This window comes from Salinicola salarius (assembly GCF_003206135.1).
Taxonomy (GTDB): Bacteria; Pseudomonadota; Gammaproteobacteria; order Pseudomonadales; family Halomonadaceae; genus Salinicola; species Salinicola salarius.
Window position 1 is genome coordinate 104,778 of the sequence record NZ_PZJT01000003.1, and the last position, 25,504, is coordinate 130,281.

At 62.6% G+C, this 25,504-nt stretch carries 22 protein-coding genes; 4 read left to right on the top strand and 18 right to left on the bottom strand.

Annotated features, from left to right (window positions below; all coding sequences use genetic code 11):
• Window positions 1-30: 30 nt before the first annotated feature.
• Together acs and DOM32_RS03780 are read right to left on the bottom strand one after the other, a co-directional pair.
• Window positions 31-1,983 (bottom strand): acetate--CoA ligase, encoded by a 1,953-nt coding sequence (gene acs, locus DOM32_RS03775; RefSeq protein WP_110631411.1) that lies wholly within the window; start codon window positions 1,981-1,983, stop codon window positions 31-33.
• Between the two features lie 329 nt (window positions 1,984-2,312).
• Window positions 2,313-2,948 carry a SprT family zinc-dependent metalloprotease gene (locus DOM32_RS03780; RefSeq protein WP_338095106.1) on the bottom strand — a complete coding sequence of 212 codons (636 nt, stop codon included), beginning with the start codon at window positions 2,946-2,948 and terminating at the stop codon, window positions 2,313-2,315.
• Between the two features lie 103 nt (window positions 2,949-3,051).
• Here DOM32_RS03780 and DOM32_RS03785 point away from each other — a divergent pair, with 103 nt between their 5' ends.
• A complete protein-coding gene (locus DOM32_RS03785; protein WP_110631413.1) occupies window positions 3,052-3,729 on the top strand; it encodes a YecA/YgfB family protein in 678 nt (225 codons plus the stop codon).
• A gap of 43 nt (window positions 3,730-3,772) precedes the next feature.
• Here the strand turns inward: DOM32_RS03785 and DOM32_RS03790 are convergent, their stop codons facing one another.
• Complete coding sequence (locus DOM32_RS03790; protein WP_110631855.1) at window positions 3,773-4,900, bottom strand: phospholipase D-like domain-containing protein; 1,128 nt, start codon at window positions 4,898-4,900, stop codon at window positions 3,773-3,775.
• A 175-nt stretch (window positions 4,901-5,075) separates the two neighbouring features.
• On the opposite strand from DOM32_RS03790, the gene plsB reads away from it, so the two are divergent.
• Window positions 5,076-7,496 carry a glycerol-3-phosphate 1-O-acyltransferase PlsB gene (plsB, locus tag DOM32_RS03795; protein ID WP_244179794.1) on the top strand — a complete coding sequence of 807 codons (2,421 nt, stop codon included), beginning with the start codon at window positions 5,076-5,078 and terminating at the stop codon, window positions 7,494-7,496.
• Between the two features lie 26 nt (window positions 7,497-7,522).
• Here the strand turns inward: plsB and DOM32_RS03800 are convergent, their stop codons facing one another.
• The 10 genes from DOM32_RS03800 to DOM32_RS03845 form a co-directional block, all read right to left on the bottom strand.
• Window positions 7,523-8,323: an ABC transporter permease gene (locus DOM32_RS03800; RefSeq protein ID WP_110631419.1), complete on the bottom strand. Its 801-nt coding sequence runs from the start codon at window positions 8,321-8,323 to the stop codon at window positions 7,523-7,525.
• A gap of 12 nt (window positions 8,324-8,335) precedes the next feature.
• Window positions 8,336-9,223 (bottom strand): ABC transporter permease, encoded by an 888-nt coding sequence (locus DOM32_RS03805; RefSeq protein WP_110631422.1) that lies wholly within the window; start codon window positions 9,221-9,223, stop codon window positions 8,336-8,338.
• Window positions 9,204-10,340, bottom strand: a complete 1,137-nt coding sequence (locus DOM32_RS03810; RefSeq protein WP_110631425.1) for an ABC transporter ATP-binding protein — start codon at window positions 10,338-10,340, stop codon at window positions 9,204-9,206. The genes DOM32_RS03805 and DOM32_RS03810 overlap by 20 nt, the downstream gene beginning before the upstream one ends.
• 95 nt (window positions 10,341-10,435) lie before the next feature.
• The gene (locus DOM32_RS03815; RefSeq protein ID WP_110631429.1) at window positions 10,436-11,548 is read right to left on the bottom strand and encodes an extracellular solute-binding protein; all 1,113 of its coding nucleotides are present in this window, start codon (window positions 11,546-11,548) and stop codon (window positions 10,436-10,438) included.
• 357 nt (window positions 11,549-11,905) lie between these two features.
• Window positions 11,906-13,030, bottom strand: coding sequence for a porin (locus tag DOM32_RS03820; protein WP_110631432.1), 1,125 nt, complete (start codon window positions 13,028-13,030; stop codon window positions 11,906-11,908).
• A gap of 440 nt (window positions 13,031-13,470) precedes the next feature.
• A complete protein-coding gene (locus tag DOM32_RS03825; RefSeq protein WP_244179795.1) occupies window positions 13,471-14,394 on the bottom strand; it encodes a ProQ/FINO family protein in 924 nt (307 codons plus the stop codon).
• 122 nt (window positions 14,395-14,516) lie between these two features.
• Window positions 14,517-15,059 (bottom strand): dihydrofolate reductase, encoded by a 543-nt coding sequence (locus DOM32_RS03830; protein WP_110631435.1) that lies wholly within the window; start codon window positions 15,057-15,059, stop codon window positions 14,517-14,519.
• Window positions 15,056-15,850: a thymidylate synthase gene (locus DOM32_RS03835; RefSeq protein WP_110631438.1), complete on the bottom strand. Its 795-nt coding sequence runs from the start codon at window positions 15,848-15,850 to the stop codon at window positions 15,056-15,058. The genes DOM32_RS03830 and DOM32_RS03835 overlap by 4 nt, the downstream gene beginning before the upstream one ends.
• A 113-nt stretch (window positions 15,851-15,963) precedes the next feature.
• Window positions 15,964-16,770, bottom strand: a complete 807-nt coding sequence (gene lgt / locus DOM32_RS03840; RefSeq protein WP_087719224.1) for a prolipoprotein diacylglyceryl transferase — start codon at window positions 16,768-16,770, stop codon at window positions 15,964-15,966.
• A gap of 39 nt (window positions 16,771-16,809) precedes the next feature.
• Window positions 16,810-17,601, bottom strand: a complete 792-nt coding sequence (locus tag DOM32_RS03845; RefSeq protein WP_338095107.1) for a sulfite exporter TauE/SafE family protein — start codon at window positions 17,599-17,601, stop codon at window positions 16,810-16,812.
• 267 nt (window positions 17,602-17,868) lie between these two features.
• On the opposite strand from DOM32_RS03845, the gene DOM32_RS03850 reads away from it, so the two are divergent.
• Window positions 17,869-18,642: an NRDE family protein gene (locus DOM32_RS03850; protein ID WP_110631441.1), complete on the top strand. Its 774-nt coding sequence runs from the start codon at window positions 17,869-17,871 to the stop codon at window positions 18,640-18,642.
• Here DOM32_RS03850 and ptsP read toward each other — a convergent pair.
• Together ptsP and DOM32_RS03860 are read right to left on the bottom strand one after the other, a co-directional pair.
• Window positions 18,633-20,894, bottom strand: a complete 2,262-nt coding sequence (gene ptsP, locus DOM32_RS03855; RefSeq protein WP_110631445.1) for a phosphoenolpyruvate--protein phosphotransferase — start codon at window positions 20,892-20,894, stop codon at window positions 18,633-18,635. The two genes, DOM32_RS03850 and ptsP, sit on opposite strands and share 10 nt — an antisense overlap.
• Window positions 20,895-21,029: 135 nt before the next feature.
• Window positions 21,030-21,530, bottom strand: coding sequence for an RNA pyrophosphohydrolase (locus DOM32_RS03860; RefSeq protein WP_087719308.1), 501 nt, complete (start codon window positions 21,528-21,530; stop codon window positions 21,030-21,032).
• Between the two features lie 292 nt (window positions 21,531-21,822).
• Here DOM32_RS03860 and DOM32_RS03865 point away from each other — a divergent pair, with 292 nt between their 5' ends.
• The gene (locus DOM32_RS03865) at window positions 21,823-22,479 is read left to right on the top strand and encodes a histidinol-phosphatase (protein ID WP_110631448.1); all 657 of its coding nucleotides are present in this window, start codon (window positions 21,823-21,825) and stop codon (window positions 22,477-22,479) included.
• A 190-nt stretch (window positions 22,480-22,669) separates the two neighbouring features.
• Here the strand turns inward: DOM32_RS03865 and rsd are convergent, their stop codons facing one another.
• From rsd to gshA, 3 genes are all read right to left on the bottom strand, one after another.
• Complete coding sequence (rsd, locus tag DOM32_RS03870; protein ID WP_071232562.1) at window positions 22,670-23,182, bottom strand: sigma D regulator; 513 nt, start codon at window positions 23,180-23,182, stop codon at window positions 22,670-22,672.
• 68 nt (window positions 23,183-23,250) lie between these two features.
• Window positions 23,251-23,805, bottom strand: coding sequence for a disulfide bond formation protein B (locus DOM32_RS03875; RefSeq protein WP_071232561.1), 555 nt, complete (start codon window positions 23,803-23,805; stop codon window positions 23,251-23,253).
• A 118-nt stretch (window positions 23,806-23,923) separates the two neighbouring features.
• Window positions 23,924-25,492: a glutamate--cysteine ligase gene (gene gshA, locus DOM32_RS03880; RefSeq protein ID WP_071232655.1), complete on the bottom strand. Its 1,569-nt coding sequence runs from the start codon at window positions 25,490-25,492 to the stop codon at window positions 23,924-23,926.
• Window positions 25,493-25,504: the final 12 nt, after the last annotated feature.

Below are 25,504 nucleotides of genomic sequence, written 5' to 3' on the forward strand. Positions count from 1 at the left end.
AAAGCCCATTTCAAAATTCGAAATGACGAATCAGGAGCGCACATGACTATTTTCGATCAGATCCTCCACGACGCCAGGATCGGCGAGTGTAGAGGTATCGCCTAGCCCATCGCACTCGTTGGCAGCAATCTTGCGCAGGATGCGCCGCATGATCTTGCCGGAGCGGGTTTTCGGGAGCCCCGGCGCCCACTGGATCACATCGGGCGTGGCGATCGGGCCGATATCCTTGCGCACCCACTGTTTGAGTTCCTGCTTCAACTCCTCGCTGGGTTCGACGTCATCGTTGAGCGTGACATAGACATAAATCCCCTGGCCCTTTACATCGTGCGGATAGCCGACGACAGCCGCTTCGGCCACGGATTGATGAGCGACCAGGGACGACTCGATTTCCGCCGTTCCCATCCGGTGTCCGGAAACATTCAGCACGTCATCGATACGTCCGGTGATCCAGTAATCCCCGTCGGCATCGCGTCGACAGCCATCTCCGGTGAAGTAGACTCCTTCGTAGGTGGAAAAGTAGGTCTGAACGAAACGCTCGTGATTGTTCCAGATGGAGCGCGCCTGCCCGGGCCAGGAATCCAGGATGACCAGATTGCCTTCGGTCGCGCCTTCCAGTCGCTTGCCATCGTTGTCCAGCAGCGCCGGCTGAACGCCGAAGAACGGCTTGGTGGCGCAACCCGGCTTGAGGTCGGTGGCGCCGGGGAGCGGCGTGATCATGTGTCCGCCGGTTTCCGTCTGCCACCAGGTATCCACGATCGGGCAGCGGGAATTGCCGACGACACGGTAGAACCAGTCCCACGCCTCCGGGTTGATCGGCTCCCCCACCGAGCCGAGGATGCGCAACGAGCTGCGGGTGCTGTCGTCCATGATGTGTTCGCCATGCGCCATCAGCGAGCGGATGGCCGTCGGCGAGGTATAGAGAATCGAGACATTGTGCTTGTCGACGACCTGCCCCATGCGGCCATGGTTCGGGTAGGTCGGCACGCCTTCGAACATCAGCGTGGTGGCGCCGTTGGCCAGCGGCCCGTAGACGATATAGCTGTGCCCGGTAATCCAGCCCACATCGGCGGCACACCAGTAGACTTCGCCATCGTGATAATCGAAAACCAGGCGATGGGTCAGCGCAGCATAGAGCAGATAGCCGCCGGAGGTGTGCTTCAATCCTTTCGGTGTCCCGGTCGATCCGGAGGTATACAGAATGAACAGCGGGTCTTCGGCATTCATCGTCTCGGCAGGGCAGTCGGTGGACTGCGGGTCGACGACCTCATCGAACCAGCGATCCCGGCCTTCATGCCACTCGATGTCGCCACCGGTGCGCTTGACCACCAGCACGGACTCGACCACGTCGGTCCCCTCTCGGGTCAGTGCCGCATCGACGTTGTCCTTGAGCGGTATCTGCTTGCCACCGCGTACCGACTCGTCGGCAGTGATGACGACACGGGATCGGGAATCGACGATGCGCCCCGCCAGGGCATCCGGCGAAAAGCCGCCAAACACTACCGAATGCACCGCGCCGATGCGGGCGCACGCGAGCATTGCCATGGCCGCCTCCGGCACCATCGGCATGTAGAGCGTGACCGTGTCGCCCTTGCCGACCCCCAGGGACTTGAGGCCGTTGGCGAGCTGCGAGACGCGCTGATGCAGCTCGCGGTAGGTGATGGTCTTGTGATCGGCGGGATCGTCGCCTTCCCAGATGATGGCCGGCTGATCACCTCGGGTTTCCAGATGGCGATCCAGGCAGTTGTGGGCGACGTTGAGTTCGCCATCCTCGAACCAGCGGATATCGACATTGTTCGAAGCGAACGAAGTGTTCTTGATGGTAGCCGGTTTCCTGCTCCAGCTCAGGCTTTCGGCCTGCTCGCGCCAGAAGCCTTCGGGATCTTCGACAGACTGGCGATAGAGCGTCTCGTAACGATCGCGATCGATCCAGGCATCGGCTGCCAAGCGCTTATCGACAGGATATACGCGCTGCTGTTCGCTCATGCTCCAGTCTCCCTGTTGATGACTGTGTTCGTATCCGTCGACGGTGAAAGCCCAACTGGCTCAATGCGATAGACCATCGACGATCGAGTGGGCCAGCATATAACGGCGGCACCGGCCACCCCCTATTAGACCTTCGTATCAATCAGTTTCGCTCGCCTGTCGCGATCGTGCCAATCACGCTCGGTTCGACGGCGGCAAGGTCGCCAGAGACTGAGGCCCGTCGACACTTCACGCACGGCCGCGGCTCGCGCTGAAACGTCGCCAGCCTTGGTAGAGGTTCGAATGGGAAAAGAGAAATAGAGAAAAGAGACTTCGATGGAATCTATCAGCTATCCCGGCGTCTCCCGGTAGGCAAAGGTCAGCGTCGTTCGACAGCGACGACAGCGATAGCTCACGCCCTTCTTCGAAGCCTGGGAGTGGCGTCGCCCGGTGAAGCGATGCAGGGTCTCGCAACGGCAGCGATAGAGATAAGGCGCCGGGCTGGCACGGGCGACATCGAAGCGATGCGTGACGGCCGGCTTCAGACCATAGAGCTTTCGCATGACCGTCTGCCACTCGCGCCCATGGGGTCGGGCTTTCGGCCCTTCCTCCAGATGAAAGACCAGCCAGTGTGCCATCTCGTGGGGCACGATCTCGTCCATGAAAGCCTGCCGGTTCTCGTGCAGCAGCGTTCGGTTGAAGCGCAGTCCGCCACGCTGGTAATGCGCCTGCCCGGCGCTCCGGCCCCGCAGATCGAACCAGATACTGGGCCTGGGTAGCGCCGGGTGTATTTCACGCGCGAGCCGCCAGGCGGCATCGGCCCGCTGCAAAAGAAGGCTTTCCAGCGACGCCTCGTCGAGCGCCTCCAGCGCCTGGGCATCACTTTCGCCGAGGGCGGGGGAAACGGGGGAAGAACGCAGATCGATCATGGGATGATAGAATGCCGACGACAGGAACGGGCGTCCAGCCCGCTGACCCTTTGCCATGCATTTCCGTTGGTCACACGTTCGTATCGGCCGCACGTTCGTATCGATCAGAGGTTCGTATCGGCCACACATTCATTATCTTCGCCTTGATCCGGAGCGCCCCATGCCTGAACTCTCGTCTGAACGACCGGACGATGCCGTCGAGAGCCAACCGCCGCTGGATGACGACGCGCTGGCGCGTCTCGACGACTACCTGAACGCCGAACGCCTCGGCGAAGAGGCGCCAGATGTCATCAGCGCCCACGGCTATCTGGTGGCACTTGCCGTCTCGCCTCGGGATATCGCCCCCGAGCAGTGGATCGCCGAGCTTTTCGAAGGAGAGCCTCCTTTCGACGACACCGCCGAGCGCGACGAGATTCTCGGTCTGCTGGAAACGCTCAAGGCCAACGCCGCCGGCATCCTGGAGCGCGGCCACTGGGTCGAGCTGCCCTTCGATGTCGAGCTGGATGAAGCAGGCGAAATGGCCGCCGCCATCGAGGACTGGTGCGCCGGATTCATGCAAGGCGTCTTTCTCGACGAAGCGGCCTGGTTCTCCCAGGACGAATCGCATGTCGCTGCCCTGCTGCTGCCGTTCATGGCGCTGTCCGGCCTGTTCGACGACGAGCCGGAGATCGCGGAGATGGTCGCCGAGGACGCGCAGTTCGCCGCCCTGGCGGGCCAGCTACCCGAGTTGACGCTGGATCTCTACCTGCATTTCCGGGTGCCGCCGGAGCCGCCCAAAGGCAAAGGAAAGAACGCCGCCAGAACATCCGGCGGGCGCAAGCGCGGCCGCAAGCGCTAGGTGCTTGCCGACGATCCGCAAATCGACACCCGAGCACGTCGCGCTACTTGAGCCGCGTCACCCAGGCGTTGAGCGTGCCGAACAGCCACTCTCTCGCCCGCTGCCCCCACGAGCGCCGGGCCCAGCTTTCGGCATCGATATGCTCGCTGGCGGCGAAGTTGCGCTCGAAGAGCTGGGCGACTTCGGCCGCGAATTCGGCATCGTCGACTTCCTGGTTGGCTTCCAGATTCCACTGCAGGCTCCAGTGATCGAAGTTGCACGACCCCAGCGACACCCAATCGTCGACGACGCTGAACTTGGCATGAATGAAATTGGGCTGGAATTCGTAGATTCTGACCCCTGCCTTGAGCAGCCGGCGATAAAACCGCTGCCCGGCGTAGCGCACGCCGGGGTGGTCATGGTGCCCGCCACCGGCCAGCAGCAGGCGCACGTCGATGCCGCGGCGAGCGGCGCGAGCCAACGCCCGCCGCAGGCTGAGCGTCGGCACGAAGTAGGGCGTGCACAGCCAGAGTCTGCGGCGAGCCGTGCCGATGCGCCCCTGCAGCGAGAGACGAATCGCCTGATAGCGATGCCCCCGCCCCCAGATGGCCCGACCTCTCATGCCATCGGCAAAGGGCGCCGGCACCGATGACCCGTGAAGCGACCGCGTCAGACGCCTTCGTGTCCCATCCCCGCGCGTCAGCGGCGAGTCCCAGACCTGGGCGAACAGCTGCATCCAGTCCTCGACCACCGGCCCCTGAATACGCACCGCGACCTCGTACCAGGCATCGACGAACTCGTCGACAATGCCGAAGCCGCCGGTAAAGGCCGTGACGCCATCGACGATGACGAGCTTGCGATGATCGCGCATCAGATTGCCGCCCAGCCGCGTCACCGCCAGCGGATTGAAGAACCGCAGCTCGACGCCGCCATCTCGCAGTCGCCGCCGATCGCCATGCGACAGCCCCATGCTGCCGACGCCATCGAGCATCAGCTTGACCTCGACCCCACGCGCCGCCGCCGACGTCAGCGCATCGATGAAACGCTCGGCCAGCGAGCCCGACTCCATCAGATAGAGTTCGATCCACAAATAGCGCCGGGCGCCTTCGATGGCCTCTCTCATGGCAGGCCAGAATCGCTTTCCCTCCGGCAACAGCTCGAAACGGTTGCCGTCTTTCCATGTCGCTTGCATCAACTACCTGCCTCCTTGGTCGCTCCCGATTGACGCACGTTTACGGTCCCGAGGAAAGCGATCGTCCCGGGTCATCGCTGTCGGCTGGGCTTGTCGCTATACTCGGGAATTTGCAGGGAAATTGCCTCGATGCCAGCGCTCCTGGGGCTGCAATGACTATGGGACACCAACGACCGTGATTGAACTTCAACGACTGTGGCACCGTCTGGCCAGTCGCGTGCTCGATCGCTGGCTGGCCTTTCGCCTGGTCGAGCCGGAGCCCTTTCGGCTCGATTCCGCGCTGCCGACATTCTATGTCATCGCTCGCCCCTCGATGACCGACGAACTCGCCGTCGAACGCCTGAGCCGCGATCTCCACCTTCCCGACGCCGACGCATGGCATCCCTTCGGCCACGGCGGGCTACCGGCCTGCTTCGCCCTGCCGCGCCTTCGAGGCCGCCGCGGCCAGATCCGGGGCCAGCATTCGGCACATCTGCAGCAGCTGCTGGATGCGCTCGAGGCCGATCCCACGCTGGACGCACAACTGGTGCCGGTCAGCGTGTTCTGGAGCCGCGCCCCGGGCAAGGACTTCGGCTTCTGGAAGATGCTGGCCGCGGACGACTGGGCCTGGAGCGGGCGCCTGCGCCGGCTGCTCTCGGTGATCGTCAACGGCCGCCATCTGGAGGCGCACTTCGGCGAGCCGATCCGGCTGCGGCCGCTGATCGACGATCCCGCCGTCACCTTGACCCAGCGCAAGGTCGCCCGGGTGCTGCGCGTTCACTTTCGCCGCATTCGCGCCCGGGTACTGGGGCCGGACATCTCGCATCATCGCACACTGGTGCGGGGCGTGGTCGACAGCCAGCCAGTCCGTCAGGCCGTGCTCGAGGCGGCCGAGGCCAATCGCAGCACACCGGCACGCGAGCGCCGGCGCGCCGAGCGTTACGCCCGCGAAATCGCTTCCAACATGTCCTACCCGGTGCTGCGCTTCTTCTATGAAATGCTCAAACGGCTGTGGAACCGTCTCTACGACGGCGTCGATGTTCACGGGCTGGACGCGGTCAAGGCGATCGCCGGCGAGCGCACGCTGATCTACGTCCCCTGCCATCGCAGCCACATCGACTACCTGCTGCTCTCCTACGTGCTCTACCGGGAAGGTCTGATGCCGCCGCACATCGCCGCGGGACGCAATCTCGACATGCCGGTGATCGGCGCCCTGATGCGGCGCGGCGGCGCGTTTTTCATGCGCCGCAGCTTCAAGGACAACCGCCTCTACGCCACCGTCTTCAACGAGTATCTGCACCGGCTGATCGCGAGAGGCCATCCGGTGGAGTACTTCATTGAAGGCGGGCGCTCGCGGACCGGACGGATGCTCTCGCCCCGCCCCGGCATGCTGGCGATGACGCTGCGATCGTTCGCGCGGGACGCGATCCGGGATGTCGCCTTCGTGCCGGTCTACGTCGGCTACGAAAGCGTACTGGAGAGCAGCAGCTATCTTCGCGAGCTCCGCGGCGGCCGCAAGAAGAAGGAGTCTCCGCTCGACCTGCTGCGCGTGCTCAAGCATCTCCGCGAGCCTCACGGCCGTGTCACCGTCAGCGTGGGGGAGCCGCTATCGCTGGCCAGCTTCCTGAACGAAACGGCGCCGGACTGGCAAGTCGAGCCCGCTTCGACACGCCCGGCATGGCTGAATCACGCCGTTCCGCGGCTGGGCGAAACGCTGGCGCGCCGGATCAACGACGCCGCCAGCCTGAATGCCGTCTCGCTGGTAGCGATGACGCTGTTGGCAACGCCGCATCACACCATCGAATCCGACCTGCTGGCACACCACGTCGGCCTGCTGGTCAGGCTCCAGAAGACTCTGCCCGGCAGCCAGCGCTGCCGGCTGCCGACGGGCGAACCGGCCGAGTGGATCGATCACGCCGTGAATCTGGGCTTCGTCACGCGCCAGCCCCAGGCACTCGGCGAGCTGATCACCGCACGCCCGGAGCAGGCGACGTTGCTGACCTGGTATCGCAACAACGTGCTCCATCTGTTCATGCATCTCGGGCTGGTGGCATTCGCCTTCCGCAACAACGCCGCCTTCTCGCTCGACGATCTCGACGCGCTGCTGACACCGGCCTGGCCGCTGCTGGCGCAGGAGCTCTATTTCGCGCCACCGGACGATCCACGACAGCGCCTGGCGGATACCCTTGCCGTATTGACGGAAGAAGGCCTGCTGCAAGCTACCGACAACGGCTGGCGCCGGCAGCCCGGGCATCTCGAATCCAGCGAGCATCTGCGACTGCTGGGGCAACCGGTGCAGCCCACGCTGGAGCGCGCCTATCTGCTGCTGGCGTCGCTGCTGCGCTATTCCAGCGGCGAACTGACCCGGGAAGTGCTGGAAGAACATAGCCGTCAACTGGCCGAACGCCTGACACTACTGGCTGGGCTCAACGCCCCGGAGTTCTTCGACAAGCGGCTGTTCAGCGGATTGCTGGACACGCTCGAACAGCAAGGCTGGCTACGCGTCGAGAATGAGCATCTCTTTTACGAAGAATCGCTGGCACGCCTGCAGCGGCGCAGCCGGGCGCTGTTCGACCCGGAGCTGCGCCACCGCCTGGTGCGGTTGACGCGCCAGTAGGCCTCGCTTTCTCCTCCGACGGCCTGTCAGACCAGGCGCCGCGCGGCCTCGCGACGGCGCTTGAGCTCGTAGATCACCCCCATCCCCACCGTAAAGAGGATCATCAGCAGCGCCAGCGCATTCACTGCCGGCGTCAGCCCCGTACGGACCTTGGAGGCAATGTAGATCGTCAGCGTCGTGTCGTAGCCGGCAACGAACAGTGTGGTGTTGTAGTTCTCCAGCGATTGCAGGAACGCCAGCACCGCCGCCGACAGAATGGCCGGCTTGAGATACGGCAGCAGGATCCGGCGGAACATCTGCCACTGGCTGGCGCCGAGATCCAGGGCCGCGCGTTCCAGCGTGCGATCGAAGCGCTGGAGCCGAGCCGCCACCATCAGCATGACGTAGGCGGCGATAAAGGCGCTCTGGGCGATGATGGTCAACGCGATGCCGCCGTTCACGCCCCAGTTCCGCCAGAAGATCAGTGTCGAGATGCCGATGATCACGCCCGGCGTCAACAGCGGCGACAGGATCAGCGCGTAGATGAAGGATTTGCCGCGCCCCTCGACCGTGGTCAGGAACAGCGCGCTCGCTACGCCGATAGGCAGCGCCAGGCACAGCACGCCGACGGCCACCAGCAGGCTGTTGACCAGCGAGCTCCACATCCCGCCATCGGCCCACAGCGCCGAAAACCACTGCAGGGTGGTGCCGGTCCAGGGCGTGACGGTCGGGAAGCGGCTTTCGTTGAACGTCGCCGCCGCCATGATCATCAGCGGCAGGAACAGATAGACGAAGAAAACCAGCAGATAGGCCTTGAGCGCCCAGGAGAAGAATCGCGATGAACTCATGAAGCGCTTTTCCTATTTGGCAATGTCGCCGAGCCCGACCTTGAAAATCCGCATGATGACGGTGACGAAGACGATACACAGCACCAGCAGCAGGAAGGCGTAGGCGGCTCCCTGATTCCAGTCCCCGCCTTCGAAGAACCAGTTGTAGATGATCTGCGTGAACCAGCGGCTGCCCGGCGAGCCCAGCAGCGCCGGCACCGCATAACTGCCGGCCGCCAGCATGAACGTCATGATGCAGCCCGTGGCGATGCCCGGCTTGGCATGGGGAATCACGATGCGCCGATGGGTGCGGCCCCAGCCTGCGCCCAGATCCCGCGCGGCCCGAATCTGGTTGGAATCCAGGCTTTCGATGGCGTTATAGAGGGGAAAGACCATGAACAGGATGTAGGCATAGACCATGCCCACCAGCACGCCGATATCGCCATTCAGAAAGCGGATCGGTCGATCGATCAGGCCCAGCGCGAACAGCAGCTCGTTGAGCGGACCGCGAAAGGCGAAGATGATGTACCAGGCAAAGGTGCGAAGAATCTCGTTGATCCAGAACGGAATGATCAACAGCAGCAGGCACAGCGCCGCCTGGCCCGGCGTCGCGACCTTGGCCAGATAATAGGCCAGCGGGTAGCTGACGATCAGCGTCAGCAAGGTGACGAGAACGCTCGACCAGATCGTCTTGAAGAAAATCGCGAGGTGGATGTCGTTGTTGAAGAAGGTGGCATAGTTGGTCAGCGACCAGACATCCTTCTCGCCGCCGCGTTCGGCCGGCAGCAGCGAGGGATGGAACGAGTAGTCGATCATCTGCCATTGCGGCAGCAGCACCATCACGATCAGCCAGATTCCCAGCAACGCGACGATGGCCATGGTCAGCGGAACGCCAAAACGATTACGCAGTTGCTGCCACATCGATGGCCTCCTCGCTCGGCTGACCGGCCTCGGCCCCCGCCAGCACCACGGCCTGATTCGGAGAATAGTCCAGCCGGCAAACGCTACCGACGGCAAACTGGCCTTCGAGAGACTTACCTGCCGCTGCATGCGGCACGTGGGCTCGGATCGTCGGCCCGTGCTCCAGCGCGATCTCCAGCGTCAGCCATGCGCCCTCGAAGTGCTCGGTCCGGATCACCCCGCTGAGCGGCAGGCGCCGGTCATCGGCTGGCCCCACGCGCCACTGCTCCGGTCGCACATAGAGCGTCGCCTCGTCTCCCGGCTCGAGCGGGTCCGTGGAATGACCTGCCAACGGTGCCGGCAGCCCGACATCCAGCGTCACCATTCCCGCCTCCCGGGACACGACACGGCCCGGGAACCGGTTGTTCTCGCCCACGAAATTCGCCACGAAGTCGGTCTTCGGCTGGCGATACAGCGTCATCGGATCGGCGACCTGCCGGATGCGCCCTTCCGACATCACGGCGACCCGATCGGACATGGTCAGCGCCTCGCCCTGATCGTGCGTGATGTAGATGAAGGTGATACCGGTCTTGCGCTGAATCGCCTTGAGCTCGGTACGCATATGCTGGCGCAGCTTGAGATCCAGCGCCGACAGCGGCTCGTCCAGCAGCAACACCCGGGGCTCGACGGCCAGAGCGCGAGCGATCGCGATCCGCTGCTTCTGGCCACCGGATAGATCGGCGACCGGCTTGTCACCACTGCCGGCCAACGCCACCAGTTCGAGCAGTTCATCCGCTCGCCGGCGACGCGCCTGACGGTCGATGCCCCGCACTTCCAGACCGAACTCGATGTTCTGGTAAACGCTCATCAGCGGAAAGAGTGCCAGATTCTGGAAGATCATCGCCGTCGGACGGCGGTTGACCGGCACTCGGGTCATATCCGTGCCACCGATGGTGACGCTGCCTTCGCTGGGGGTGAGAAATCCGCTGATCATGTTCAGCAAGGTGGTCTTGCCGCAGCCGGAAGGACCGAGAAAGCTGAAGAACTCGCCCGACTCGATCTCCAGCGAAGTCGGCTGAATCGCCGTGAAATCGCCAAATCGCATGGCGACCTGGCGCAAGGATACGCGACCGTCCATGACGTCCTCTTGGAGTGATATCGTTACTGGAAATCCATGGCATCTCGGCAATTCCCCGTGTCGTCTCACACGGGGAATCGTGGCAAGAGAAAGGCTTACGCCGACAGGTAGCGATCCTGATACTCGTTACGCAACGCGACGTACCACGGGTCCTGCACCGGCCACCACCAGAGGTTGTCCAGGTCCTGCTGGTTGTAGGAGTCCTTGAAGAACTGGCGGGTCGCCTCGGGCAGCAACTCCTCGGCACCGACGGCGGTGGAGTTGTAGCCGGTCGACTTGACGAACATCGCTCCCGCTTCCGGGGTGTAGTACCAGTTGATCAACTCGTAGACCGCGTCGACATTCTGCGCATTCTGGGGAATCACGAACCCTTCCATCCACGCCATCGCGCCTTCCTTCGGCGCGCCATACGCGATGGGCTCGCCTTCGGTCTGCAGGCGGAAGGCGGTGCTGTCCCACGTCTGGCCGATCAGCGCACCGTTGGTACGGAAGGCACCCTGCGCTTCGTTCTCGGTCGACCAGAACTGGATCACCATGTCCTTGTGCTTGAGTGCTTCGGCCAGGATGACATCGAAATTGGCGCGCATCGCCTCTTCCGTCTTGAACGAATCGAGCAACGGCCGTGGCAGCTTGCCCTGCCCTTCCAGCCACAGGCCGATGCCGACCAGCGCGGAGTGCGCCCGCACGGTCACCCCGGGGCCAATTTCCGGGTTCCACAGATCGCCATAGCTCAATCGGGATCGGTCGATACCCGTATAACGGGTGTTGTAGGCGATGGCCTCGGTGCCCCAGTCCGACGGTGCAAAATAGCGCTTGCCGTCGACCACGCCACCGACTTCCGAGCCCTTCATCGCGGTATCCAGGCAGCCATCCCAGCGAATACGCGACGTATCCAGCGGCTGGATCAACTGGTAATCCAGGTAACCAGGCACACGATCCACGGTGGGCATGATCACATCGAAGCCGGAACCATCGGTGGCCCGCAGAGAATTCATCAGCTCGTCATTGGTGCCGTAGGGCGTGAAGGTCGCCTTGATGCCAGTCTTGGCGGTGAAATCTGCGAGCATCTCGTCGGTGAAATAACCCGCCCAGGCATAAATACGCAGCGTCTGATCCTGGGCGAAGGCGCGATTGATATAGAAAGGTACCGAAGCGGCGGCACCGGCAGCCGCAGCCCCCTGCAAGAAACGACGACGGGAGAGGGTCATCGAAGGTCTCCTGTTGTTTGTCGATCCACCCGTCACGAAGAGGCGTGGAAAACGTTGTTATACGACAGACCTGTTACGACAGCGTGACGTTTCGTATTGGCATTTCGTGGTTATTGAACGCCCGCTCAAAAGAGAGATTACCAGCCTGTCATGGAAAAGACATCTGAACGAAGGTCAAGGAAGGAAAGGCAAGAGGCAAGAGGCAAGAGGCAAGAGGCAAGAGACGATGAGGGAGCGAACGAGCCAGCGGCAAATGTCGAAACGTTGTTGGACAATCTTTCACCCACGAAAAAGCCGGCCCTAAGGCCGGCTTCGTTCGACAGAGTAGCTTAAGCAGCCACTCGCATCGGAATCAGCTTAGAAGCTGTAGACTGCACCGACAGCAACGCCGTCGCCGGCATCGTCAGTACGATCATACTGAGCATACTCGACGAAGGTGTACATGGCCGGAGAGATGTTGTAGGTCGCACCAACAGTCCACTCGTTGAAGCTGTCTTCGTTGCCACCGTTGTCAACGATCGGTGCCACTTCGCTGTCAGCATCGACGTACTGGTAAGCGCCGTAAACATCACCCGCGAAGTTGTCGGACAGCGCGTAGCCGTAACGGGCACCCAGCGCATAGCGCAAGATATCGCCATCTTCACCAGCGTAAGTCGCGTCGGTATTTTCAACCTTGGCAGCCAGACGCAGCGTACCGATAACGTACTGAGCCCCTAGACCATAAGCCTTGGCTTCATACTCAAGCGTCTCGCCAGTTGCTTCATCGACGGCATGCAGGCCGTAGTTGTCGAGGTCGTCATACACAGCAGCGATGGAGAAGCTGCCGATGGTGTACTTCGCACCACCGAAGAACGAGGCGTTGGAACCTTGGCTGGAAACGCCAGTAACGCCGTGATCAGCACCGAATTCTTCCTCGGCGTCGCCCTTGTACTGGGTGCCGATGGCGAACTGCAGGCCACCCCAGCTTGGGGACATATACTGGAACTTGTCGCCTTCACGGTCGACGTCAACGCCGTCCGCCAAAGAACCACCGTACAGACCACCCAAGTCGACAGAGGAGTCAGTCAGGTCGAAATATTCGTTGTTACTGATCGGATCCTGAATCCAGTCGTCGATCAGCGGATCCCAGGAACCCAGACGGACGTCACCGAAGTTGCCTTTCAGGCCCAGGTAAGCCTGGTCACCGTCATTGATGCCGCCGTTGGACTTTTCTTCGTCAGCCTGGTGCTCGAACTCGGCCTTGAAGTAGCCGGTCAAGCCCGGGTTGATGATGTGCTGACCGGAGAAGCCAACAGTAGAGCCATTGTCGAAGACTTCGTCTTCCCAATTGCCACGTTCGTTCTTGATGTTCTTGTAGGCGATCTGGATGTTGCCGTAGATGTCGAGCTGCGTGCCGTCCTGGTTGTAGACAGTCGCTGCCTGGGCAGCGGCGGAGGCGCCCAGGGCACCAGCAATAGCAGTCGCTAAGAGCGTCTTTTTCATCGCGATAGGTTCCTTAACTAGCTTACTGTTCGATCGTGTCTGCAGATGCAGTCGGCTTCGGCACCTTCAACCAGCTTCGTCACGCGAACGAATGACGGCTGTGGAACTTGGAAGCCTTGTTATTGTCCAATGCTCGCCCGGAAACCTTATACCGGACGTTGGAGGAACGCAACAAGAAAAAAACACTGTTTTCGTTCCCTGCGTGAGTTCCCGTTTCCCCTTCCACGCCACGCGTCAGTCGTGGATACAGGCGCTCGCAGTCTAGCTTCGGGCGATGACAATCCCACGACACCCGCGGCCAGGCAAGTGAAAGTGGTAGAACATCGTACAATTCACCGTCACACCAAGACTAAAGTTCAACGGTTCATCACACAGCCTGTTTGCCAGACTCTGCCCTTCTCCCGGGTCCCGGGTTCACCCTCATGGGTCCCGGTCCCGATTCACTCCTGCGGACGTTGCCCGTGCTTGGCCAGCAGCGCCCCGATCTTTCGATCCAGCTTTTCCGACTTCTGCTGCGTTTCACGCGCTTTCTGCTTTTTCTGCAGGGCTTCCAGTTGTCGCTTGGCGTGCTTGGCCTCGTCGGCAGTGACGAGCTCGCAATCCTCCCCCATCATGTCGACGCGCCGGGCCCCTTCTCGCACCGACTTCAGATAACGCGGCAGATGCACGTAGCAAGCCAGGGCACGACGAACCAGCTTTTCGGGCCATGGCTCCACTTCGCACAGATCGAGATGGATACCGGTTTTCAGCGGCCGTGTGTGGCCCTTGAAGAACGTCTTGGGGTAACGCTTGTACCACTGGGCAAGCAATGCATGTGGAGAAGGCGCCTCGTGTTCGGCACCGAACTCCAGCGAATCCTGCGACTGCTCGGGACTTGCTCCGGCCGGCGCCGAGTCATTCGATGAGGTGGGCGAATGTGCGTCGGGCGAAAGCGAGGCGGCCTCTTCAGCCGGTGGCTCGGCGCGGGTGGCCTCCACGGCTTCCGCGACCTGCCTCCCTTCTTGCTGCACTGTCTCGGAGGATGAACTATCAAGTGACGGCGCCGAAGTCAGGCGCTGCAGCGGAGAGACCGGCTGCCCCGAATTCGAGCGGGCAGCTGCCTCGCCCTCTTTCGGCCGAGGTCGCCGGAATGCCAGGCTTCCCAGTCCGCGTGCGCGGGTTCCGCCGTCCGGGTCTTCGTTATGATCCTGTCCCTTGACCACCATCGGATCCAGTTCCGCCAGAGCGAGTAACCGCTCCTTGAGCGCCCTGTTTTCGGCCTCCAGGGCGCGGCAACGCTCTTTCTCGGCTTCCAAAGCGGCCTGCCCCGCTTCGACCTGGTGCTCGATGGCAGCCAGGAGCGCCTGTGTTCGATCCGTCAACACGGCACAACTCCTCTCAAGTCCTCTCAATCCACATCGGGACACGCCGTCGCTCATCCTGACGACAGGCACTCCATCCCGCTCGGGCGCATGTTTTTTCTTGGGCGCATGGCCTCTTTGGCGACTCAGCCAGAGCCAGGCGTGCGGCGATATTGGACGAAAGCATAATCCGGCCGATCCGGCTGCGACACCATGGGAATGCGTTCCACCTCCTCCCACTGATCACGCTCGAAGTCCGGGAAGAAGGCATCGCCCTCCACCTCGACATCCACCTCGGTGAGGTGGAGCCTGTCGGCAACCGCCAGCGCCTGCCGATAGATCTCGCCTCCGCCCATCACCATGATCTCGTCCGCGCCATCGATCAACGCTTGATGATCGGCGAGTTGCAGCGCCTCGTCCAGCGAGTGACACACCCGAATTCCCTCGCGCTGGTAGTGAGAATCGCGCGTTATCACGATATTGAGCCGCCCCGGCAGCGCGCGGCCGATCGATTCGAACGTCTTGCGCCCCATCACCAGCGGCTTGCCCAGCGTGAGGGACTTGAAGCGCTTCAGGTCTTCGGGCAAATGCCACGGCAAACGGTTGTTCACGCCGATGACGCGATTGCGCGACATTGCCGCGATCATCGCCACCGGCGTTTCCAGCTTCAGTGATTTCACATCGTTCATACGGCGATCGGGGCCTTGATGGATGGGTGAGACTCGTAGCCCTCGATCGCGATGTCCTCGAAGCGGAATTCGAACAGGTCGTCGATCGCCGGGTTGAGCTTCAACCTCGGCGGCGGCAACGGCTCGCGGGACAGTTGCAACCGGGCCTGATCGAGATGATTGAGATAGAGATGGGCATCCCCCAGCGTATGCACGAATTCGCCGGGCTTCAGCCCGCAGACCTGAGCGACCATGTGGGTCAGCAGCGCATAGCTGGCGATGTTGAACGGCACGCCCAGAAAGATGTCCGCGCTGCGCTGATAGAGCTGGCAGGATAGCTCACCGTTGGCGACATAGAACTGGAACAGCGCGTGACAGGGCGGCAACGCCATCTCGTCGACCAGGGCAGGGTTCCAGGCCGAGACGATGTGACGGCGGGAGTCCGGATTACGGCGTATCTGCTCGACCACCCTGGCGATCTGATCGATATGCTCGCCATCGGGCGCGGGCCAGCTGCGCCACTGGTAACCGTAGACAGGCCCCAGGTCGCCATCGGCATTCGCCCACTCGTCCCAGATGGTGACGTTGTGTTCATGCAGGTAGGCGATATTGGTATCACCCCGCAGGAACCAGAGCAGCTCATGGATGATCGAGCGCAAGTGGAGCTTCTTGGTGGTCACCAGCGGGAAGCCCTCGCGCAGATCGAAGCGCATCTGATGGCCGAACACGCTAAGCGTACCGACACCGGTGCGATCGGCTTTTTCAACGCCGCTGTCGAGCACGCGCTGCATCAAGTCGAGATAGGGCCGCATGGGCACGCTCCTTTACGGTGACAGGCCCACCGCGAGAGATGAGCCTGTCGAAACACTTTATCAAATTCGAAACGGTTGAAAATCGGAGCATTCGCTCACTCGGCGCGCCCCGCTCAGCGGGCAGTTCGATCCTCGCGCGCGTCGTCGACACCATTGTGCCGCGACCAGACGATCAGTGCGATACCGGCAAGAATCATCGGCAACGACAGCAATTGCCCCATGGTCAGCCAATCGAAGGCGATGAAGCCCAGTTGCGGGTCCGGACGACGAAAGAATTCGGACAGGAAGCGAAACGCGCCGTAGCAGATCAGGAAGAGCCCCGAGACGAAGCCGCGCCGGCGCGGCGTTAGCGAGACGATCCAGAGCACCCCGAACAGCACGACACCTTCGAGAAAGAACTGGTACAGCGAGGAGGGATGGCGCCCCTGCCCGCCCATGCCCGGGAAGACCAGCGCCCAGGGAACGTCGGTCACGCGGCCTGGCAGTTCATGATTGATGAAGTTGCCGATACGCCCGGCACCCAGCCCGATCGGCACCAGCGGCGCGATGAAATCCGTCAGCTGGAAAAACGCCAGGCCGTGCTTGCGCGCGAACAGCAGCGCTGCCACCAGCACCCCCAGCAGGCCGCCATGGAAGCTCATGCCACCGTCCCAGACCTGGAATATCCACAGCGGATTTTCCAGCAGGCGGTCCAGGCCGTAGAACAAGGCATAGCCGATACGACCGCCGAGAACGACCCCCAGCGCCCCGTAGAACAGCATGTCGCCGATATCGTCCGGCTTGAGTCCCAGGCGGTCGGCGCGTCGACGCCCCAACCACCAGGCCCCCACGAAGCCGATGACGTACATCAGCCCGTACCAGTGCACCTTGAGCGGGCCCAACGAAATGGCCACCGGGTCGATCTCGGGGTAAGCCAGCATGCTTTCTCCTCGGCTACGGGATAGTCCAGATCGTCGAGGTTAGCCGATCATCAGCTTGACCCCCACCACGATCAGCAGGAGGGCAAAGATACGTCGCAGCGTCCTGGCAGGCAATGCATGAGCGACTTTGACCCCGACCCGGGCCATCGGCACGCTGGTCACCATCAGGCCGAGAAAGGCCGGCCACATCACGTAGCCCGTCGCCCCCGCGGGTAGCGTCATCTCGCCCCAGCCCACGACGACGTTGGTCACGGTGCCGATCAGCGCGATCGGCAGGCCGATCGCCGAGGAGGTGCCCACCGCTTCCGTCATGCGGCTGGTGAAGCGCGACAGCCAGGGCACCGACATGACGCCACCGCCGACGCCGAACAGGGTCGAGACGCCGCCGATCACCGTCCCGGCCAGCGTCATCGGCCAGCGGCGCGGCACCTGCCCCTGGGTCGCCGGCGGGCGCGTCAGCAGCATCTTCAGTGCCATCAGCACCGCGAAAACGCCAAAAAGGCGTGTCAGCGCATGTCCAGGCAACGCCGACGCCAGCAGCACGCCTAGAATACCGCCGACGACGAGCCCCGGGATCATCAACCGCAGCCAGTCCTGGCGTACGCTACCCCGGCGCCAATGGCCCCAGGCCGAGGACGCGCCGGTCACGACGATCGTCGCCAGCGACGTACCGACCGCCAGATGCGCGACTACGGCGGGATCGAAACCCTGCGCCAGAAAGGTGAAGACCAGCGCGGGAACGATGACGATGCCGCCACCGATACCGAACACGCCCGCCATCAGACCGGCAGCGGCGCCGACCAGCAGATAGATCGCAATGGCGGTCAGCATTCGATGTCCCCCATCCATGCGACAGCATCATCGACTGGGGAAAGCGAAGCATCTACCGTCGGCACGGCAATGGCAGGGAGGGTGAAGACTGGCATGAAGCGGTCCTGTAGAGAGCGAGGCATCGGAAGCAGGATATCGGGTGGCTAGACGTCGCACGAGCGTCGTGGGCGGATCGCTAGCGCGCTTATGTTACGCTGCTGCCAGGGCCGTGTCATGGCGGCGGCCTTCCCGTCCGGATTGCCTCTTCACCCATCAGGAAACCGCCACATGTGCTTGATCGTGTTCGACTGGCAGCCCCAGGCCGCGATGAAATTACGCCTCGCGGCCAATCGCGACGAGTTTCATGCCAGGCCGGCCGAGGCCCTGCATCGATGGCCGGATGCCGAACTGACCGGCGGTCGTGACCTGGTGGGCGGCGGTACCTGGCTCGCGGCGACGCACTCCCGCGTGGCCGCACTGACCAACGTACGAGACGGCCTGGCACCGATGCTCCCCGAGGCCCCCAGTCGCGGCCAGCTCGTCCGCCAGGCGCTGGAAACCGATGATTTGACGAAGTGGCTGAACAGCCTGGCCGAAGGCGGCGCTGAACCCTACGCCGGCTTCAACCTGCTCGTCATGTCGAACGATCGACTCTGGACGTTTCATCACAGCCGTCACGGGACTCGCTGGCAACTCGTGGCGCCCGGCCTGCACGGGCTCTCCAACGCCACGCTGGATACGCCCTGGCCCAAGCTCGTTCGCGCCCGCGACGCCTTGCAACGATCGCTGAACGCCCCGGACTGGCGAGTCGGGATGTGGTCGGCCATGCGTGACGTGCGCCCGGCGCCGGACGACGAGCTGCCGGACACCGGCATCGGTCGAGACCAGGAGCGGTTTCTGTCGCCGCCGTTCATCGAGGGGCAAACGTACGGGACGCGGGCGACGACCCTGGTCACGGTCACCGCCGAAGATACGACACTGGAAGAGCGGCGATTCGGCCCCGGCGGCGAGCCGATGGGCAAGATGACACGCTTGGCAGCGAGCGCGCCGGATCAGTCCTGAGGCGACAGCAGGTGCCCTATCTGCCAGTCCGTCATTCGCTGTCGCAGGTGCGCCCTGACCACTGCCGTGGTGGGCAGAGAGAGCGTCTCCGCCACCAGCGACCGGGCATCCCCGATACTGACGCGCCGGATCGCCGCCCGCACCCGTGGCAGGCTGGGCGCGTTCATCGACAGCGCCTCGAAGCCCATGCCCATCAGCAGCAACGCGCCGGAAGGATCGCCCGCCAGCTCGCCACAGACCGAAGCCGGAACCCCGAGCCGCTGGCTCTCCTCCGCCAGCCGTGCCAGCGCGTTGAGCACCGCCGGATGACAGGCGTCGTAGAGACTGGCCACACGCGCATTGTTGCGATCGACCGCCAGCAGGTACTGGGTCAGGTCGTTGCTTCCCACCGAGAAGAAGTCGACGCGCTCCGCCAGCGCCGAAAGCTGGTAGAGCGTTGCCGGTACTTCGATCATCACGCCAACCTTGGGCGACGCCACCTCGATGCCGTCCTCGGCGAGTTCTTCGCGAGCTCGTGCCAACAGGCGCAGTGCGGTGTCGACCTCGTCCACGCTGGTGATCATCGGTAACAGGATTCGCAGGTTATCCAGCTCGCGGGAGGCCATGAGCATGGCCCGCATCTGGACCATCAGCACTTCGGGATGATCGAGGGTAACGCGAATCCCCCGCCAGCCGAGGAACGGGTTGGCTTCGTTGATGGGGAAGTAAGGCAGATCCTTGTCACCGCCGATGTCGAGCGTGCGCATCACCACCGGCAGGGGCGCGAAGCTGGAAAGCTGCTCGTGATAGAGCCGCGTCTGCTCCTGCTCGCTGGGGAAGCGTTCGTTCATCATGAACGGCACTTCCGTACGGTAGAGGCCGACACCGCTGACACGCGGCTTGAGCTGCGCCACCATATCGACCGCCAACCCGGTATTGACCATCAGCGGCATCCGGTGACCATCGGAGGTTTCGCTGGGCAGATGCTGTTCGTGCTCCAGCACTTCCGCCAGCGCCCGTTCCTCCTTGATCAAGCGCTCGTAGCGCTTGGCCAGCTGAGGCTCGGGGCGCACGAACAAGCGCCCCCGGTGGCCGTCGAGAATCGCCTTGGCCCCGTTGATTCGAGGCAACGGCAGATCGACCATGCCCAGCACCGTCGGGATACCCATGGCCCGCGCCAGGATCGCGACATGCGAGTTGCTGGAACCCCGGATCGACACCAGCGCGGCCAGACGCCCCCTGGGCAGTTCGCCCAGCGTTGCCGCACTGATCTCGTCACCCACCAGAATGGTATTGGCCGGGTACGTCGAGGGCGTCAGTTCGTTGCTTTCCTGAAGATGCGCCAGCACTCGCCGCCCCAGATCGCGAATATCCATCGCCCGCTCGCGAAGATAACCGTCATCGACGCGCTCCAGATATTGCGTGTGACGCCGTACCACGTCGGCCAGCGCCCCCGGCGCCCACTGCCCTTCGCGAATCCGCTTTTCGACCTCGTTGCCCAGTGCGGCATCGCCCAGCATCTGCTGGTAGACATCGAAAAGCGCCAGTTCCTGGGTGGAAATACGACTGGCAAGACGCGCACCCGCCTTGCGAATGTCCTCGCGGACGTGAGCAAGCGCCGCATGCAGGCGCACCACCTCGGCATCCGGATCGGTCGGGATCAGATCGGGAACGCTATCCAGGTCCGCCGGCGGCGCGACCACCACGATCTCGCCGATCGCCATCCCCGGCGATGCCGCCACGCCGGAAAACATCGCCTGCCCATCGGGCTCGGCGGGGCGGTTGAGCGTACCCGACACCAGCGCATGGGCCAGCACGCCGGCCAACTGCGCCGCCATGGTGACCAGAAAGGCCTCGTCACCTTCGTCGAAGCGGCGTTTTTCCTGCTGCTGAACCACCAGCACACCCAGCATCCGGCGCTGGTGGATGATAGGCACGCCAAGGAAGCTCGAAAAACGCTCCTCCCCGGTCTCGGCAAAATAACGAAACTGTGGATGACCCGGCGCATCCTCGAGGTTCAGCGGCTCCTCCCGTTGACCAACGAGACCGACCAGCCCTTCGCCAAGGCGCAATGTCACGATACCCACGGCCTGGGTACGCAAACCGATAGTGTCCATCAACACCAGACGATCGCGTTCGCGGTCGAACAGATAGATGGAGCAGACGTCGGTGCGCATCGCTTTGCGGATGCGGCGCACCATGGTGGCCAGTGCGGCGTCCAGGCTGCGGGCGCCGTTGACTTCCTGAACGATGCGGCGAAGGGTATCGAGCATGAGCCTTTTTCTTGTGGGCGAGGGGGTCCTCGTCGTGGCATCGGGACGGGCATCGCCAGTCACCCCTGATACGAGCTTCGAAAGCCGGTATCAGGGGCACGCTGAGCGCCCATGGATCCTGTTGGCGGCCTTGCCCTAAAGCCTGGCCATTTCCTCCAGTGACAGTCGATGAAACTCAGGCGCCAGCTCCCGTAGCGCGCGCCGGTAAACCTCGCGCTTGAACGAGACGACCTGACCCAGAGGATACCAGTAACTTACCCATCGCCAGCCATCGAATTCCGGTTTGGGCGTGCTATCGACACAAACCCGACTGTCGTGACAGCGAATTTTCAGTAAAAACCACTTCTGTTTCTGACCAATACAGATCGGTTTCGAGTGCGTTCGGACCATGCGTCGGGGGAGACGGTAACGCAGCCATCCTCGCGTACAGGCCACCACATCGACATCCCTCGAGGTCAACCCGATCTCCTCCTCGAGTTCCCGGAAGAGTGCCTGATGCGGTGTTTCGCAAGCCTTGATACCTCCCTGCGGAAATTGCCACGCCTCCTGACCCGCCCGACGCGCCCAAAGCAGTTGGCCGTCACAGTTGGCGATGATGATGCCAACGTTCGGCCGAAAGCCATCGGCGTCTATCACAGCGTTCACCTTAGCTCAATCGTCGTTGACATCATTCTTCCACAAAGCGAGAAAGGGCATCAATACGCCTTAAGCCAACCCGCCATAAAACATTGAAAAGAAGGCGTCTTATCCTGTCACCGTTGGTGACGAAGACTCGATCGACCGAAGCCGGCACCCGAGCGCGGCCGGCGTGGGCAAAGCCGCGGGAGTTTGCGATACTGCCGAGCGCTCGGACCCATGCCCTGAGCAACAAGATTCCTGATCCACAACTTGATCCACAAAACATGCGGTACGCAAACGGGAGCCAACCTTGAGCCTGGCCATCTTCGATCTCGACAACACCCTGCTGAGCTGTGACAGCGACCATGCCTGGGGTGAATTTCTGGTAGAGCAAGGCGCCGTGGACGGCGACGCTTATCGTCGCGCCAACGATCAATATCTACGGGACTATCAAGCCGGCCAGCTGGATATCATGGCGTATCTGTCGATGGCGCTGAAACCGCTGAGCGAGCATAGCGAAGAGCAACTCAACGCCTGGCATCAACAGTTCATGGCCTGCAAGATCGAACCTCATATCCTGCCGCAGGGCGAAGAATTGCTGGCCTGGCATCGTCAGCGCGGGGATTTCCTGCTGATCGTCACCGCTACCAACCGCTTCATCACGGGCCCTATCGCCCAGCGTCTGGGGGTCGACGACCTCATCGCAATTGAAGCGGAGCGCGAAAACGGGCGCTATACCGGCCGTGTCGAAGGTGTCCCCAGCTACCGCGAAGGCAAGGTCACGCGAATCCGACAATGGCTGGAAGAGCAACCCGCCCTGACGCTGGACGACGCCTGGTTCTACAGCGATTCGATCAACGATCGCTACCTGCTCGAGGAAGTGGCCACCCCCGTGGCGGTCGATCCGGACGACGAGCTCAGAGCACTGGCCAACGAGCGAAACTGGCGCGTGCTTTCGCTGAGATAGCCATCGGCGCCACCCGAGTGGGTGATTCGGCGGACTGAGCCGGTGGTTCGGCGGAAAGGCGAGGCAAGGAACGGAAGGACATAGACCGAGAAGCCCCGGCCAAGACCGGGGCTTACTGTTAGACCGGGGTTTACTGTTAGACCGAGGTTTACTGTTCGATAGCGGCAAGCCGATCGACTTGGGGCGGAGGTCACTCCGTCCGTACGGATTGGGCATCCGACGCCTTGGCTACGTCGACAGGCGTGTGCGCCGCATGCAGGCGGCTGATCAGTTGATCCTCGAGATCGAATCGCTCCGTCATGCTTCCGCCGAGCTTCTCCAGCCAGCCGGGGAGACGGTCGGTGTAGCGCTGACAGCGCGACGGCGTGGCGTATTCATTATCGAAATCGAGTACCAGCTGCGTCGAGGCATCGACCCGCGCCAGCAGCTTGTCGGCCACCGCCAGCGCCTCGCGATCCTCGAAGGCCCTGGCCTCTTCTCGCAACTGCGGGTAGATCTCGAAATGCCCGGCGCTGATGTAATCCATCAAGGCTTCACTGAAGGTATCGATGCGCGTCTTGGACACCGCCGAGAGATCGGCATCGCAGAATTCACGCAGGTCGACCAACGTCACGAGCATGTCATAGCGCTGTTCCAGCCATCGATCGATCAGTGCATGAACGCCACCCCAGCGCTCCTGAGCGGTTTTGCAATCTTCCAGCATGATCAGCCTCTCCCTCGTCGCCTCTCTCCCTCATCGCGTGTTTTTTCCAGGAGACATGGCATCCTGCTTCAGGACGCCTGCCCCGCCGGCTCGCGAACCGTCTTACCACTGTAGCGCACTCGAGATACGATCATCATCACCGGAATGATGCCCAGGACGACGAATCCGGCCAATGTCCACTGCGGCAACGTCACGCCCCACAGGGCCCCCTCGACCGCCGCGCACTCGCCGGAACCATGCAACACCCGGGACATGACGTCCCACAGCGGCAACATGTCCATCATGTAATCCAGGCCAGGCCCGCAGCTGGGCACGCTGTCCGGCGGCAGGGTCTGCAGCCAGACATGCCGCCCTGCCACACCAATTCCGCCAAGCACGGCGAGCAGAGAGAGCCCGGCATAGACGAAGCCACCGCGTCGTCCGGGATTATGGATCGCACCGATCAGGAAGACGATACCCGCGGATATCACGGCGACGCGCTGAAAGATGCACAGCGGGCAGGGTTCGAGACCGACGCCATACTGCAGGTAAAGGGCAACGGCCATCATGAAGCAGCACATCAACAGGCCCAGCACGCACCACTGACGAACGCTTGCCTGCGCTATCCAACGCTTGATTTGCATGTTCCTTCCCACTGCATGCCGGAACGCAATCGCACCGGCGGTTTTCCAACCTCGACGACAGCCGGTTTCGAGGACCTTCGTCGAACGTCATGAATTCGCGATTTACGGGTTCACTGACTCACGCTGCCGAACGAGGTTCCCTCGCCCGCTGGAAATAATCGGCGATGAACTGCGCAAAAGAAACCTGATCCTCGGCCTCGATGTCGTGCTGTTGCTGATGCGAAGTGTCGACCAGTTGGGAAAACAGCTCGGCGCGGGATTCATCCATCGGCGTCGAGCGCCACTGCTCCGCTTGCGCCTTGGCGAGATCGGCAATCAGATCCGCCCACTCGCCGCCATGCGCCTCCATGGCGCGCAGCATCTGTGCCGAGGGCGTCAGTTCCGGATCGTCCAGACGCAAAGCGATGGCATTGATCGCGGCGACATGGAGATCATCTCCCTCGATGGCGTCCAGCAGCTCGGCGACCCTGCGCATGCCATCGATGATCTCGTGCCCGCGGGTGCGCAGCGGCACGCGACGATCGCCGATCTGCAGTTCCAGGTTCGGATCGCGCCCCCGCTCGACCACCAGACGACGATTGTCGTCCAGACGGTCGCACTCCTCGTCCGGAATCCAGGGGCTTTCGGAAAGCAGGCACCAGAGCAGGAAGGTATCCAGGAAGCGCATCTGCGGCTCGTCGATCCCCAGCGGCAGAAACGGGTTCAGGTCGAGGCAGCGTACCTCGATATACTCGACGCCACGCGCCTCCAGAGCCTGGGTCGGCGTCTCGTCGTGCCGCGCCACGCGCTTGGGGCGAATGTCGCTGTAATACTCGTTCTCGATCTGCAGGATATTGGCGTTCAACTGGCGCCAGTCACCGTCGACCTCCACGCCGATGCGACGATAGTCCGGCCATTCGGCGGAGATGGCGTGGCGCAGCGTGCCCACGTAGTTGGAAAGCGAGTTGAAACAGATCTTCAACTGCTCCTGCACCTTGTTCTGGTAGCCGAGATCCGACATGCGCAGGCTGGTCGCGTAGGGTGCGTAGAGCGTTCTCTCACCCAGCGGCTGGAGCTTGTCGCCGCGATCGTCGCCGCCCTCCCCCAGGAAGCTCCGGTCCAGCGCCGGCGAGGCGCCGAACAGATAGAGCAACAGCCAGCTGTTGCGCCGGAAGTTGCGGATCAGGTCGAAGTAGCGGGTCGAGCGGTAGCCCTGCAACGACTCGTCCTGGCGGCCTTCCAGCTTCTGCAGCAGCGGCCAGATGTCGTCCGGCAACGACACGTTGTAGTGGATACCCGCAATCGACTGCATGATGCGTCCATAGCGCGCATCCAGCCCCTTGCGATAGACATGCTTCATGGTGCCGATGTTGGAGGTGCCGTAGTCGGCGATCGGAATGCTGTCGTTGCCCTGGAGTCGCGCCGGCATGCTGGCCGGCCAGATCCACTCGCCATCGAGCTGGCGATAGGTGAAACGCACCAGGTCGCCCAGAAACGAGAGCGCATCGGCAGGACGACAGTAGACCGGGGTAATGTACTCGAGCAGTGCCTCGGAGTAGTCGGTCGTGATATGCGGGTGGGTCAGCTTGGAGCCGAGCCCGTGCGGGTGAGCGGTCTGGACGATGGAACCCTCCGCGTCGACTCGCAGACCTTCCTTTTCGATGCCCCGCCGTAGACGACCAAGCAATCCCTTCTGGGCCGGCGCCATCAAGTGGCCGAC